Origin of the sequence: Ferrimonas pelagia, from assembly GCF_039543565.1 — a bacterium.
GTDB classification, from domain to species: domain Bacteria; phylum Pseudomonadota; class Gammaproteobacteria; order Enterobacterales; family Shewanellaceae; genus Ferrimonas; species Ferrimonas pelagia.
Window position 1 is genome coordinate 96,680 of sequence record NZ_BAABJZ010000023.1, and the last position, 13,686, is coordinate 110,365.

The 13,686-nt window shown below is 58.5% G+C and carries 12 protein-coding genes; 6 read left to right on the top strand and 6 right to left on the bottom strand.

Annotated elements, in window-relative coordinates; genetic code table 11:
• The first annotated feature begins 37 nt into the window (after window positions 1-37).
• Window positions 38-628, top strand: coding sequence for a cysteine dioxygenase family protein (locus ABEA08_RS08545; RefSeq protein ID WP_345334875.1), 591 nt, complete (start codon window positions 38-40; stop codon window positions 626-628).
• Between the two features lie 214 nt (window positions 629-842).
• Here the strand turns inward: ABEA08_RS08545 and ABEA08_RS08550 are convergent, their stop codons facing one another.
• The 4 genes from ABEA08_RS08550 to ABEA08_RS08565 form a co-directional block, all read right to left on the bottom strand.
• A complete protein-coding gene (locus ABEA08_RS08550) occupies window positions 843-1,730 on the bottom strand; it encodes a DUF4097 family beta strand repeat-containing protein (protein WP_345334876.1) in 888 nt (295 codons plus the stop codon).
• 185 nt (window positions 1,731-1,915) lie between these two features.
• Entirely contained in the window at window positions 1,916-2,791 is an 876-nt protein-coding gene (locus ABEA08_RS08555) for a LysR family transcriptional regulator (protein ID WP_345334877.1), read from the bottom strand.
• A gap of 145 nt (window positions 2,792-2,936) precedes the next feature.
• On the bottom strand, window positions 2,937-3,410 hold the full coding sequence (locus ABEA08_RS08560) for a DUF4174 domain-containing protein (protein ID WP_345334878.1): 474 nt from the start codon (window positions 3,408-3,410) through the stop codon (window positions 2,937-2,939).
• A 427-nt stretch (window positions 3,411-3,837) separates the two neighbouring features.
• Window positions 3,838-5,505, bottom strand: coding sequence for an asparagine synthase-related protein (locus ABEA08_RS08565; protein WP_345334879.1), 1,668 nt, complete (start codon window positions 5,503-5,505; stop codon window positions 3,838-3,840).
• A gap of 213 nt (window positions 5,506-5,718) precedes the next feature.
• Between ABEA08_RS08565 and ABEA08_RS08570 the strand changes: the two genes are divergently transcribed.
• Window positions 5,719-7,680: a DNA topoisomerase III gene (locus ABEA08_RS08570; RefSeq protein WP_345334880.1), complete on the top strand. Its 1,962-nt coding sequence runs from the start codon at window positions 5,719-5,721 to the stop codon at window positions 7,678-7,680.
• A gap of 182 nt (window positions 7,681-7,862) precedes the next feature.
• On the opposite strand, the gene ABEA08_RS08575 is transcribed toward ABEA08_RS08570, so the two are convergent.
• Window positions 7,863-9,785, bottom strand: coding sequence for a PAS domain-containing protein (locus tag ABEA08_RS08575; RefSeq protein ID WP_345334881.1), 1,923 nt, complete (start codon window positions 9,783-9,785; stop codon window positions 7,863-7,865).
• A 295-nt stretch (window positions 9,786-10,080) separates the two neighbouring features.
• Between ABEA08_RS08575 and ABEA08_RS08580 the strand changes: the two genes are divergently transcribed.
• Window positions 10,081-10,926 (top strand): hypothetical protein, encoded by an 846-nt coding sequence (locus ABEA08_RS08580; RefSeq protein ID WP_345334882.1) that lies wholly within the window; start codon window positions 10,081-10,083, stop codon window positions 10,924-10,926.
• A 15-nt stretch (window positions 10,927-10,941) separates the two neighbouring features.
• Window positions 10,942-11,298: a VOC family protein gene (locus ABEA08_RS08585; protein ID WP_345334884.1), complete on the top strand. Its 357-nt coding sequence runs from the start codon at window positions 10,942-10,944 to the stop codon at window positions 11,296-11,298.
• A gap of 80 nt (window positions 11,299-11,378) precedes the next feature.
• Here the strand turns inward: ABEA08_RS08585 and pdxY are convergent, their stop codons facing one another.
• Window positions 11,379-12,233: a pyridoxal kinase PdxY gene (gene pdxY / locus ABEA08_RS08590; protein ID WP_345334885.1), complete on the bottom strand. Its 855-nt coding sequence runs from the start codon at window positions 12,231-12,233 to the stop codon at window positions 11,379-11,381.
• 222 nt (window positions 12,234-12,455) lie between these two features.
• On the opposite strand from pdxY, the gene bamJ reads away from it, so the two are divergent.
• On the top strand, window positions 12,456-12,932 hold the full coding sequence (gene bamJ / locus ABEA08_RS08595; protein ID WP_345334886.1) for a BamJ family beta-barrel-assembly machinery protein: 477 nt from the start codon (window positions 12,456-12,458) through the stop codon (window positions 12,930-12,932).
• 307 nt (window positions 12,933-13,239) lie between these two features.
• On the top strand, window positions 13,240-13,683 hold the full coding sequence (locus ABEA08_RS08600; RefSeq protein WP_345334887.1) for a DUF2306 domain-containing protein: 444 nt from the start codon (window positions 13,240-13,242) through the stop codon (window positions 13,681-13,683).
• Window positions 13,684-13,686: the final 3 nt, after the last annotated feature.

Here is a 13,686-nt window from a genome sequence, read left to right on the forward strand (position 1 = left end):
ACACTGCTTGAGGATCATCGCCAAGGGGCTGGAAAGCATGACGCGAAAGGGTGAGTTACCGGACAAGCTGCAGCAATGTGTGTTTGGCCTTGAGCAGTTGCTGGCGCAGTTGGATGCGAGCGATCATCGGGCAGCGCTGAAGGCCGCGGCGCCTTTGCTGGCGCAATTGACGGCTGAAGACGACTGGTTGCCGCTGCGTTATGCGCAGGCCGATCCGGATCGGTACCAACAATACCTGCTCTATCTTGATCCCCTGCAGCGCTTTTGCATCGTCAGTTTTGTCTGGGGGCCAGGGCAATCCACGCCGATCCACGATCACACCGTCTGGGGGCTGATCAGCGTATTGCGGGGTGCCGAGCGTTGTCAGCGCTTTCGGCCCGATCCCGGCTCGGATCGGTTACAGGGGCAAGACAGCTATCTGCTGATCCCCGGCGATGTCGATTGCGTTTCCCCGTCGCCCTGTGTCTCGTGTGGTGATATCCATCAGGTCAGCAATGCGCTGGCGGACGGCGTTTCCGTTAGCATCCATATCTATGGCGGGGACATAGGGACGATAACGCGCAATTGTTACCAAGATGGACGGTGCCAGCCGTTCGTATCGGGTTATTCCAATGAGGATCTGTCTTAGCCGTCGTGCTGCTAGGGTGCTGTCGTTTGCGCTTGCTTGCTGTCATGGTTAGCACGATAGCACCGCAGTCGCCCCTCGGGCCGTCGTCCACTAAGGCTTGGACGGCGGGGGCAGGCTTTTGGGGGACTGACGCGGTTTAGTCTGATGAAGCAACCAGGCTGTATCCCAGCCTGGTTTTTTTGTACCTATTTTGCGGGGTAAGGAGCAGACGCTGTTACTGCGGCTTGGGCGCGGGGTGAAGTCGGATGCTGCCGTTGCTGGTTTTAATGGTGGAGTGGCTGCCGCCCTCGCCAAACTTAAGCTCTGCTTTGTTTTTATCGAGGCGAACGACCTGAACGGCGCCCAGATCCTCGAGGCGGATGGCGCCGTTTGAGGTGCGCATGGCCAAGTGCCCGCGGAAGGCTTCGCTGAGGGTAAAGTCGACCGAGCCATTACTGGTGTTGGCCGTGATCGGGCCGCTGGCGCCGTCAGCCAACTGGATCTTGATGCTCTGATTGGAGGTTTTGGCCTTCACCTCGGCGGTGGCATTGACGATGGTGATCCGCCCATTGGAGGTGCTGGCATCGATGTTGCCGTCAATATCGCTCAGGGTTATGCGGCCGTTGGAGGTGTGGCTTTTGAGATCGCCCTGATGGCGTTGAACCTCAATGGTACCATTACTGGTCTTGAGATCGGCGCTGCCGGACAGGTTGTGGCTGCTTAAGCGGCCATTGTTGGTGCGCAGTCTGAGCCCGGCGGTGGCCGGCAGGGCAATGTCGAAACTGACACTTTCGTTATTCTCTCGTTTCCCGTCGGCCCAGTTGACGTCGATCATTAGGTTGCCATTGGCATCGTTGGTGACGCGTACGCTGCTGTTGTCTAGCCGTTCTTGCGAGATGGTGCGAAATTTGGCGACGATGGCGATCTCTTTTTGCTGTGCTGCGGTCACGCTAATGGCGCCGTTTGTTGTGGTGACGTTCAGTACGATCGGGCTGTCGTAGTCGTGGTTGAGGCTTTGTGTGCCACTGAAATTGGCGGGGCTGTTGTTGATCCCACACGCGGTGAGTAGGCCCAGTAGGCCAAGCGAAATGAGCAAGCGGGTGAGTCGTGAGCGGATATCCATGTCGGTTCTCTTTGTCTCTATTGGCAGTGGATGGCGCGTTTTCGTCGTCCAGGTTGTTGATTATTCTTGCAGACGACGGAATAAAGCAAGGGCAATATACAGGTTGGCGAGCGAGGGGATGCCGTTGGGCGGCGACTGTGGATCTCGGGCTCAACGAATGCGAGCCCTCGGGACAGGGGCAGCCTTTAATGCAGAGCGCTATTTATGGTGTGCAGCAACAGGCCGATGCGTTTGGGCTGGGGTTGGTAGCGCCTTTGTATGAGGTAGATGGTCTCAGCGATGGGATTGGCCAGGGTGGCGATCTGCAGTTTGTCTTGCTGGTCGAACGCGGCTACGGCGTGGGCCGGCAACACGGTGAAGCCGAGACCGGCCGCGACCGGGGTGAGGATCATGCCGATCTGATTGCAAAAGCCATGCTGTGGTAATTGGTCGATCTGATCGAACTCGGGGTAGTTGGCGCCCAGCAGTTGGCGGGCATGATGCGCGCCGTCCGGGTGGTTGATAAAACCAAGTTGGTGCAGGTGCTCCCAATCCGGCCGATTTGGGCTAGCGCCGGGTAGGATCAACTGCAGCGCTTCCTGCGCGATGGGCTCGCAACGCAGATCGGGCAGATCGCTGGGGCGGGTGATGAGGCCCAGATCGAGTCGTCGCTCGGTCAGATCCCGTTCGATGCTGTCGTTGGGCGCAATGCGGTGTTCGATGGTGAGTTGTGGATGACGCTGTTGCAGGGCGATCAGCTGTGGATAGAGTTTGAGGCCGAGGCTGCCTGGGGTGGCGACGCGGCATCGACCCTGATGGGGGTTATCATTGCTCAGGCTGTGCTCGAGCTGATTGAGATCCGCCAGTGAGCGTCTGGCCTGATGATAGACCCGCTCCCCGGCGTCGGTCAGGCTGAATTTTTTGCCTTCTCGGAGCAGCAGCGGGTGGCCGAAATGGGCCTCAAGCTTGCGGATCTGCTGGCTGACGCCGGGTTGGGTCATCGCCAGCTTTTCGGCGGTACGGGTAAAGTGGCCGGTTTCCACTAGGGCACAGAAGGTTTGCAGCCAATCGAGGTTGATCATAACTAGGCACTATCAAAATGGGCATAAGTGATACGTATTCATTTTGATTATGCGCGGCTATGGCGGCGGTCGCAATCTTTGTGCTGCGCAGAGCGGGCCGAGGGTGTTGGCCCAAAGAGGCAAAGGACGGCTGCGCTGGACTTGGTTAGATCGCACACTCATTGTCGAACCAGCGCTGCGTCTGTTGCTCGGATGACAAGGCGTCCAGATCCGCCATGATGGCGTGCCAATCGGCGAGCTTGCCCCAGCGTTGTTGCACCTGACCGTGATGATTAAGCAACACGCCGGTGTGCACGTCAGGCGGGATCTCAAGGTGCAGCGCCAGCTGTTCGACTTGTTGATCCGACAGCACGCCGTGAGGCTCGGCATAGCCATCTTGGGTGAAGATCAGCACTAGGATCCCGCGTTCGCTGATCTGGCATTCGAGCAGTGCGATCTCTTGGCTGAACTGCTCGACGTATTGATCACGCTGGGGGGCGAAGAAGGCGATGATCCTATGGTGCCAGTTGAGTGCCTGCCAAGCGGGTTGGTCGGCGTCCTTTGGCCACGGGTGGGCGCTGGTCATATAGCCGGCGCCAGCGAGGACTAACAGTAACAGGATCGTGAGGCTCATTTTCATGTGCGTACCTCCTGTGGTTTATACGCAGTATGGCCGGTTTGGTTCAGCTCTGCGGGCCTTTTCTTGCGCCGTGATGGGCTAGGCGAAGCGTTTTGTTCCATATGGCGTGGCGGGATCCGATAATGGCGCTGTGGCGATGTGGCGATGTGGCGATGTGGCGATGTGGCGATGGTAGGCGGCGCTGATCGGACTGAGCGTGTCTGGATCGGTGTTGGCTCAGGATGGGGAGTGGTCGTCGCGGTCTGAGCGGGAGCATGCCTTGGTTGGGCAAATCAGGTCCACCAAGTCGGATGATGATGTCTGATTGACGCCCCGCAGTGCGGTGCGGGACGATTGTGACGAGCTGAGCCGGTGACGCGCTGGCCGAGTGACGCGCTATGTTAAGCCGGTATGGCTTTGCGGCCGTGCGGCGTTGCGTTTGCGGTTGTTAACCTTGGGTGTGTTGATTGAGCACCGCCAGCGCTCGAAGTCCGGGTCCTGCGTCACGCAGCCCCAATCGGTCGGCCAGGTAGAGCAATGCGATCTGATCTTTGCGACGATGTGGGTAACCGGGTCGGGTCCAATTTTGGCAAAACAGCTGCCATTTTTCGTTGGCCTGAGTGTGTCCGGCAAACTGCCACTGGGTTAATGCAGCCGTCGGCGCGGGCAACGGGCAGCGCAGGTGGCCGGGGTAGGTTTGCCAAGGCGTCTGCACCATCTCCGGGTAGCAGCGCTGCACCCAGGCCATGTAGAGCTGATGGCGATCGATCGCTTGGGCTGGGGCGCTGAGGACGGCGTCATGTACGCCAGCGGCATAGAGCGGCAGGTGAAACTCGAGCTGATACTGCGGAAACTGCTCAAAGGGGCCTGCCAGATGACGGTGCTGATCCTGCTCCCACAACAGCAGTTGAAAGGCTCTGGCCAGAGGGCGATCGCGATGGCGGTTAAGCTCGGTGATCAGGCTGTTTTTGAGATCCGCCTGGAGCTGGCCGGCATTGCTGAGCAGACGTGTCGGCAGATAGGCTTGCTGCTGCTCGATGTAGGCGTCGATCACCTGCTCCGGATCGCCCTGCTCAATGGCGTGTTGGACTCCTTCGCCGACGTAAACGCCGCCCAAGCACACGCTGCCGCCATTGCCTGACCACCACAATTCGGGGCGTGTTGGGTGTTGTTTGCGCTGCGATCGCGCCTGATCGGGCAGGCGATATTGGCCCAGTCGCTGCTCGACGGTGAGTTGGTTGAGGCTGCTGACGGGACAGACATTGAGATCGATCCCCATGTGATCGGCCCAGAGCCGGGCATAGCTGCTGTCCTGACTGTCGGGGCGAGAGAAGTTGACGCAGTGCAGTGTTTGATCCTGACGTCGGAGTGCGGCCACGATTAAGCGTGAGTCCAGTCCGCCGGACAGGGTGGCTTGGCTAAAGCGATCGGAGCTTAAGGCGAGACGGACTGCGCGGCTGTAGGCGCTGTCGAGCGCTTCGATGGTCTCGTCTAGCGAGCGCGGCGCCTGCTCTTTGGGCCAGTCGAGTGCTCGATGCGTGTGCTTACGGCCGGGCTCGAATGTGAGGCAGCTGCCCGGCCGGGCACAGCGGATCTGCCGGTATGCGGTTTGCTCGCCCAGGCCATATCCCAGTGTGGCCAGTGCCGCGAGACCGACCGGATCTTGGGTGAGATGCAAAGGCAGGGACGCCAAGCTGTGTTGTTGGCTCGCGATCAGTTGGACGCCGCCACATTGGCGCCAGTAGGTGGGTTTGAGGGCGAGTCGGTCGTGGTAGATCCGAAGCGCTTGTGAGGCTTTGTTGTAGCGCAGGTAGGTGAATACGCCTTGGGCTTGCTGCAGGGGTTGAGCGGGATCGTCGCTTCGATTCAATTGAATGAGATCGTCGGTCAGATCGCTGCTGAGCAGGGGGTGGCCCAGCAGGATGGCGATCTGCGAAGCGGTTTGCAGTTGATCCTGGCGTTGGTAGCAACGGGGCGAGGCATGGGCCAGCCACAGCGGGCCATGTTGAAACTCGATGATGGTCTGAGTGCCGAGACTGCGACGTAGGCTCGCTTTTAATATTTCAAGGTTTTGTACTTTATTATCAACAAGGTATATCCCAACAAATTGACTCATTACGGCCCCCGCAAACGATGACGATGTGACTGGCTTGAGCGCCCGAGCGTAGTTTATCGGCCACGATCACCAGCATTGCTATGGAGCACTGCGTTAATCGTGCCAATTTTTTCGCTATTTGGGGTCACCAACCTGGTTTTTTATACAGTGATTGTTGCCTGTGCCTTTCGGCTTGGCTACTCTGGAACGCTCTGTTCCGTTGATTGAGCCGTTATGACTCGACTTTATATCGCTGAAAAACCGAGTTTGGGCCGCGCCATCGCAGCGGCGTTGCCCGCTCCGCAGAAGAAGCACGAAGGGTACATCGAGCTGGGCAATGGCGATCGCGTGACCTGGTGTGTCGGCCATCTGCTCGAGCAACTCGAGCCCGATGGCTATGATCCCAAATATAAGCAGTGGCGCATGGCCGATCTGCCGATCACGGTGGCGCAGTGGCGGTTGAAGGCGCGTCGCGGCATGGGCAAACAGTTGGCGGTGATCAAGCAGCTGTTGAAGGGGGCGAGTGAGATTGTCCATGCGGGCGATCCGGATCGGGAAGGGCAGTTATTGGTGGATGAGGTGATCGATCACCTTGGCACCTCTGCCGAGCGCAAGGCCCAGGTGAAGCGACTGTTGATCGCCGATCTGAATGTGAGCGCCGTTCAGCGAGCCTTGGCCGATCTTAAGCCTAATCGGGATTTTGCGCCGCTGTCGGTATCGGCATTGGCCCGCAGCCGCGCCGATTGGTTGTATGGCATGAACCTCACCCGAGCGTACACCCTGTTGGGACAAAAGGCGGGCTATCAGGGCGTGTTATCGGTTGGACGGGTGCAGACGCCGGTATTGGGGCTGGTGGTTCGGCGCGACGAGGCGATCGCGCAGTTTGAGCCGACGCCTTACTGGGTGCTGGATGCGTTGATTGCGCACCCGGAGGGGCCGATCCGGGCGCGCTGGCAGCCCAGTGACGCCTGTGCACCGTGGCAAGATGAGGCGGGCCGCGTGTTGTCACGAAAGCTGGCGGAGCATGTGGCAACGCGGATCGAGCAGCAAGAGGCGATCACGCTGGAAGCCACGCGGAAAGAGAAGCCTCAGGCGGCGCCGCTGCCCTATTCCTTGTCGGCCTTGCAGATAGACGCAGCGAAGCGATATGGCATGTCGGCGCAGGAGGTCCTTGCTTGCGCGCAAAAGCTGTATGAAGGGCATAAGCTGATCACCTATCCCCGCTCCGATTGCCGTTATCTGCCGCAAGCACATTGGTCGGAGGCGGCTGGGATCACCCAGGCGATCGGCCAGATCGCGACGGCGCTGAAGCCCGGTGTCGAGGGGGCCGATCTGTCGTTGCGCTCTCGTTGTTGGAATGACGCCAAGGTGGGCGCGCACCATGCCATTATTCCCACCTCGAAACGCAGTGGCTCAGCGGCCTTGTCCGCAAATGAAGCCAAGATCTATCGCTTGATCGCCCGGCAATATTTGATGCAGTTTTACCCGCCAGCCCGTTATGGCGAAGCCCGGTTGGTGTTTGAGATCGCCGGGGGACGCTTTATCGCGAAGGGACGGCAGTTGCTGCAAAGCGGTTGGCGCACGCCGCTGGGCGCCAATGCCAATGACCAAGATAATGAGCCAAAGGCGGATCAGGCCAATGCTGCGACACTTCCGCTGGTGCAACAGGGCGATCGGCTTCACTGTGAGCGAGGCGAGATCGGCGACAAAATGACCGAGCCGCCCAAACGTTTTACCGAGGCCAGTTTGTTGCAGGCGATAACGGGGATCGGCCGCTTCGTTCAGGACGACGCGCTCAAGGCGATCTTGCGGGAAACGGATGGCCTGGGTACGGAGGCGACACGCGCTGGGATCATCGAGTTATTGTTTAAGCGGGGATTCTTGCAACGCCAAGGCAAGGCGATCGTCGCGACGGCGGCGGGGCAGGGCCTGATCCAGGCGTTGCCGGCTCAAGCCAGCTATCCGGATATGACGGCACGGTGGGAAAGCCAGTTGCAGGATATGGTGGAGCAGCGCTGCAGCTATACGCCGTTTATGTCGGCGCTGGAACAGCAGATAGCGGGGTTGATCGAGCAGATCCGCATTGCACCTGCTCCGGTTGCGTTAGCGGGGCTTTCGGCGCCGGTCAAGGCCCGCCGTCGCAAGCGCTCTGCGGTTGGCCGTCGGCGTAAAGGTCAAAAAAAACCACCTTCATAGGAAGGTGGCAAAAGAGATATGCAGAGAGATGATGAATTGCATGTAAAGTCAGACAGGGCTGTGCCTGAGAAGTTCAAAAAAGTTGAAAAGAATGTTGGCGTGGTGAGGCGCGGGTAAGGGGGAGGCGTCGAAACAGGGACGGTCCGTTATTTCTGGGCCGGTGTTTTGGTTGCCGATCGAGGCTAGTGGGAGAGGGCGGCAGTAATTTCGCTTTGCGCAGGGGCTTGCCAGGTTTGTTGTTTGATGAGGTTGAGGAGCACGCAATGTTGTTGGTTGGCTTGGTCGGTGACCACCTTGACCGACAGGCGGGCTCGAAGCGGTTGCTGCTCTTGGTGTTGGAAGGTAAACCAGAACGGGGAGTATTCGGATTGTCCGCCGTTTATCTGCTGTACAAACAGGCGAACGGCCTCGTGGTTGGCGGCAGGAAATAGGGTTTGAAGCGGTCTGTGTTTCAGCGCACTGACGGGATAACCGAGCCACTGAGCAAGCTCAGGACTGAGGGTTTGCAGCCGGCCTTGGCTGTCGATCTGGAGAAAACACAGTTGGCCTAATAGCTGTTGGTCGGTGCGACCGGCAAGCGGCGCGGTAAAGAGCGCCACGGTCATCACGTCATTGCCCTGCTGATGTTGACTGATGCTGAAACTGAGCGAGCGGTATTCGCCCTGGCCGAGGTTGAGCAAGGCGGTACATTGGTGGCTTGTGACGGCATTTTCGCGCTGGGACTGGCGGAAGTGCTGGGCGACGCGGTGGTTGTGAAATCGTGGGGCAATGGGTTGGCCGATCAGGCGCCGATCGGGCTCACCAAACAGCCGATGCCCGGTGCGGTTCATGGCGACGATGATCCCTCGACTGTTGGTTTGCACGATGCCGACATTGCGGCTGTTGTTTATGGCCTGCCGATAGCTATTGGCCTGTACCGCCCCGTTGTGCGTCTGCTCTGTGTGTTTGGCGAGTTTCAATTGCAGGGTGATATCCCGGCTGCAGCCGATCATCACTGGCTTGTTGCCGTTGGTGGGCGGGATGAAGTGGCCCACGCTCTCTATGGTGCGTTGTTCATTGTTGTGGTTGAGTACGCGTCCAGTGAATTCAAAAGGCGTTTGCCTGCTCAGGGCGCGGCGAAAGGCGTGGTCGGCGAGACGGCTATCTTGCTCATTGAGGCGGTCCAGAAACTCCTCCGCCAATTGGGTCGAACTGAGTCGCAGCAGATCGGTCAATGGCGACGGCGGCGAGAGCAGGTTGATCTGGCCACTGGCGAGATCCACCCGCCACACGGCAAGCTCCGACAGATGACTGGCGGCGGTTAATGCGGCCTGGAATTGCTTTATGTCGTCTTTTCGGCCCGATTGCTCGTCAAGCCTGTGCTGATGCTCTGACAGTAAATGATGGATCTGTCTATCAAGCGCCGCGAGCAAGGTATTTTCGTAGCTCGTGTGGCTGGCGTGGGCTTGGCTCTGGCGAGCCAGCGGGTGACTGCTTTGCAGCAAGCGTCTGAGCGGATCTAAGTACCGCTCTCTGTCTCGCCAGTGGATGTAGATCCCGCCACCGCCACATAGACTTAAGAGCAGCAGGACGATAACGATAGCCTCTTTGCTGTGGCTGGGCAGTTGGGTGTTTTGGGCCAGGCGGATCAGCAATATGGCGTGGCTTGAGGCGGCGTTACCGCTGTCGAAAAGCAGGCGGTCGCTATAGAGCAATTCTCGATCGGCGTTGTAGCGATAGTGCGCCTGATGGGTGTAGCGCTGCTGCAAGACCAGGCGCGAGCCTTGTGGGGTTTGTGCTTGGTAGGGGGAGGAGACCGTGTTCAAATTCCGGGGGGTCAATAGGGTGCCGTCGCTTTCGCGATACAGGGCGAGCTCCTGCACGTGCACCAGCATTTTTAGTTGCTCCACCTTGTTTAGCAATTCACTGAGTGTTTGGCTTGCCGCTGGGGCTTGAAGGCTTTGGCTGATCCACTCTGCCCGTTGTTGATCTCGGTACTGATCATCATGGTAGTGGTTTGCGACCAGGATACCGCTGCAGAAGAGTGCGATCAGAGCCGCAATGGCGCCGGATAGCAGGTGTGCGTGGGCGCGGATCCGTTGGATCACTGTAGGTGCAGTTAGCATGGTCAGCTCAGTGCTTTGAGTGAGGTCAATGGCACGGGGGAAGAGTCTCCTTGATGAACAGTTAGGTTACGTTTGTTGATGCCGGGTGTTGCATTTGCGTTAAATGTAGGGCTTTTACATAAGAACTTCAATTAATGGCTAGTCAATATCAATTAATATCAATGACTTTTGCTGCTTGTGATGCAGTCACGACTGTGTCAGGGCTGGCGCTACGTGATCGTGGGCTGGCGAGGACTCTGGTGTTGGCAAGAGTGGCTTGTTAGTGTGGTCATATCTCAGGGAGTAGGCTGATTTTATGGCGAAATATGTATCGACCTCGGCGCTGGCAAAGAGTCAGGGGCTGGCCGCCAAAGTGGCGTTTGACCGGCTTGAGCAGGCGGGTTACCTCTATCGGGTTTTGGATAAATGGCAGTTGACTGAACTGGGCCGCCGCGCCGGTGCGCAATATATGGAGCACGACAAATACGGCCGTTACCCGGTGTGGCCGGAGGGGCTAGCATTACCGGATCCCAGTTCGTTGAGAACCGTACGTCAATTGGCAAAGGCGTTGGGATTGCAGGGGGCAGAGTGCATCGCTCTGCTGCAAGAGCTCAATTGGGTTGTCCATATCGAACAGGGACATTGGGTCACTGCTGCAGGCGGGGCGGTCGGGGGCGTGCAGAATAAGCTGTATGGTGCTGGGACACCGGACAGCTTATGGCCCCCGAGCCTAGCCGATCATCCGCAGCTGCGTTGTCTGTTGCAGCGGTACCGCGGCGAGGATGCGGACGCCCGCTCGACGCATAATTCGGTTGAGAGCTTTAAGCGGCGCTACGAAGCCAAATACCGAACCATGAGCGGGCATTATGTTTGCACTCTGGCACAACTTCAGATCGCCAATGGGCTCTATCTGCAAGGGGTGGGATTTGCCTTTATGCGTGCGTTGCCCGAGCAAGAGCAGCTGTTCAGTGACTTTTACCTGCCCCGATATCAGCTCTATATTGAGACCGGTCAGCAATCGCCGGATGAGGCGTTACTCGCTCGGATCGATTGGTACCACAGGCATGATGCGCGTTACTTGGTGGTGGAGCTCAGTCAGCTGGAGCAGGGCCCTTCGGCACTGACGGGCGCGCTGGGCGCAATGGGGATAGCATTGAACTAGATGGCGGGACACACGATGGCACAAGCACAACCGATCAGTTATCTGGAGCTGCCGGTACGGGATATGGCAGCCAGTCAGGATTTTTTTCGCCAGATCTTTAATTGGGAATTTATTGACTATGGCCCGGACTACGCCTCATTTACTAATGCGGGCGTGGCGGGTGGCTTCTATCGCTCAGAGCTGTCTGCGCGCACCGAGCAGGGCAGTGCACTGGTGGTGTTTTACAGCGCGGATCTGGAGCCGTTGATGCAGCAGGTGGTCGCGGCCGGTGGGACGATCGCAAAAGCGCCGTTTGATTTCCCGGGTGGGCGCCGTTTTCATTTCTTCGATCCCAGTGGCAATGAGTTTGCGGTTTGGTCAGAGCAGAGTTAAAGCGATGAGACTTGCTGGGCACAGCGGCGCTGACCTTATTGGGCCAGCGCCGTTTTTTATTAGGCGCTTGCCGTGGTGGATTAGACCGCGCGTGCTTCAAATGCCTGGGGAGGATCGATCAGGGCATCCTGGCTTTGGATCAATAACAGCTCGCGGCTTTGTTGCGTATGGGTGTGTTTGAACAGGGCGAACATGGCGCCGGCGACGTGCTCAAGTGCTTGTTTAAGATCGCGGGTTTGCAGGTATTTGGCTAAGAAAAGCGCGGTGGTGGCGTCGCCGGAACCATTCATCGGGGTTGGAAAGCGCAGCAGCGGTGTGGCGACCAACCAAGCGTGCTGCTGGGTGACGGCCAGCATCTCGATGCTGTCTTCGGCTGCGTCCTGGCGGAGCAGGCTGGTGATCAACACGATCTTAGGCCCTTGTGCCAGCAAGCTTTGCGCGGCGGCGATGGCAGAGGCAAGATCGACGATCTTCTGGCCGGTCAGAAACTCCAGCTCGAAATGGTTAGGAGTGAGGATATCGGCGTGTTGGATCACCGAGTCTCGGAAGTGCTCGGGCACCCCGGGGCGCACGAAGATCCCGCGGTCGGTATCGCCGATCACCGGATCGCAGCAGTAGAGCGCGTCGGGGTTGGCGGCTTTGACCTTGGCGGCGGCACTGAGGATCACGTTGGCCATCTCAGGCGCGCCCATGTAGCCGGAAAGCACGGCTTGGCAGTCGGTGAATACGCCACGCTCTTCAATGCCGTTGACGACTTCGGACACGGTTTCCGGCGAAAATACCGGGCCGCGCCAGCTGCCGTGACCGGTATGGTTGGAAAACATGACGGTATGGACAGGCCAGACATTGCAGCCCATCCGCTGCAGGGGAAAGACAGCGGATGCGTTACCGGCATGGCCATAGGCGACGTGGGATTGAATGGAGAGGATGTTCATGCGATGGCCTGTTGCCGTGAAAAGAAGCTGAATATTTATCAGATCTGTCGGGCGCGGTCGAGTATGGCGATGGACCTGTCGAGGATCTGGGCGAGATCCGGTTAAAACTTGGCGGTTTGGTACTCTGGAGCGGCTTGTAATGCGTGCTTTGCCATCTAAGCTGTTGCCATAGCTCGCGCTTTTGCTAGAGTGCGTTCATCGAAAATTAGGCAGGTTCTGACTGTGTTTAAAATTATTGTTGCTGTTGTCGTTATCGCGGCATCTGTATGGCTATTTCAACGTAACCAAGCCAGTAAAAAACTGGCGGTGGAAAACATCGAGCGGGGAGAGATCTTTCTGACGGAAAATGGCCAGAAAGAGGGGGTGATCACCACGGAGTCGGGGCTACAGTACGAAGTGCTGCAAGAGGGCGAGGGCGCGATCTACCCGCGTGCGACGGATAAGGTGACGGTGCATTACCATGGCACCTTCCCCAACGGCACTGTGTTTGATAGTTCGGTTGAGCGCGGCGTACCGGCGACCTTCGGCCTGAACCAGGTGATCCCCGGCTGGACCGAAGGGGTGCAGACCATGGTGGTCGGCCAGAAGAATCGCTTCTATATCCCGGCGCGTTTGGCTTATGGCAACCGCGCGGTCGGCACCATTCCTCCCGGCTCTTTGCTGGTCTTTGAGGTTGAGCTGCTGGACATTGGTCAGTAAGCAACAGACATCATATCGTTGTGTGCGTAGGGTCGAGCTGATCTGCGTGATGTGGCGGGCGGTTTCGATGGGTCTCTCTCTCCTTGTCGAAGCGCCCGCCGCTTTGATCTTTGGGTCTATATTGGTTCTAAGGGCCGGTGGCAACATGGAGTTTGGGGATGGCTGGTGCGGCGGCTTGTTGCCATTGACAGCCGCGCGTTCTGGGGCTCTGCAGCGTTGATCTATCCTACGACGGCCAGCGCGATAAGCGCGTTGGCCCCGGGCGATTGTCGCCGTTGGGGAACGCGGTCATAAGGGGAGCAACACCATGGTAGGAAGCGTCCATTTTTGTTTGGCGTCTGCGGCGCTGCTGCTGGGGCCGATCGTGCTTTGGCGGCCGAAAGGGACCGTGAGCCACCGTTGGCTGGGCCGGATCTGGGTCGTGCTCCTGGCGTTGTCCAACCTGGCGGCATTGCTTCTGGTGCGGGAGCACGGCCTGAGCCTTTTTACCTTCTTGGCTTTGTACAGCCTGGTGTCGGTTACGGCTGCGTTCTATCTGGCTTGGCGAAAGCCGCAGCCTTCGTGGCGTGTGTGGCATTACTATTTGATGTGCTATGGCTACTTGGGCGTGCTAGCGGCGGCTTTGGCTCGTTTCCCGGTGTTACTGGGGATGGAGTTTTGGCTGGCGGTGTTTGGCACCATGGCCATCACTTTTGCGTTAGGCGGTTGGCTGACCGAGCGCGGCGCACGTCGGCGCTTCTTTCGTCATTGATGA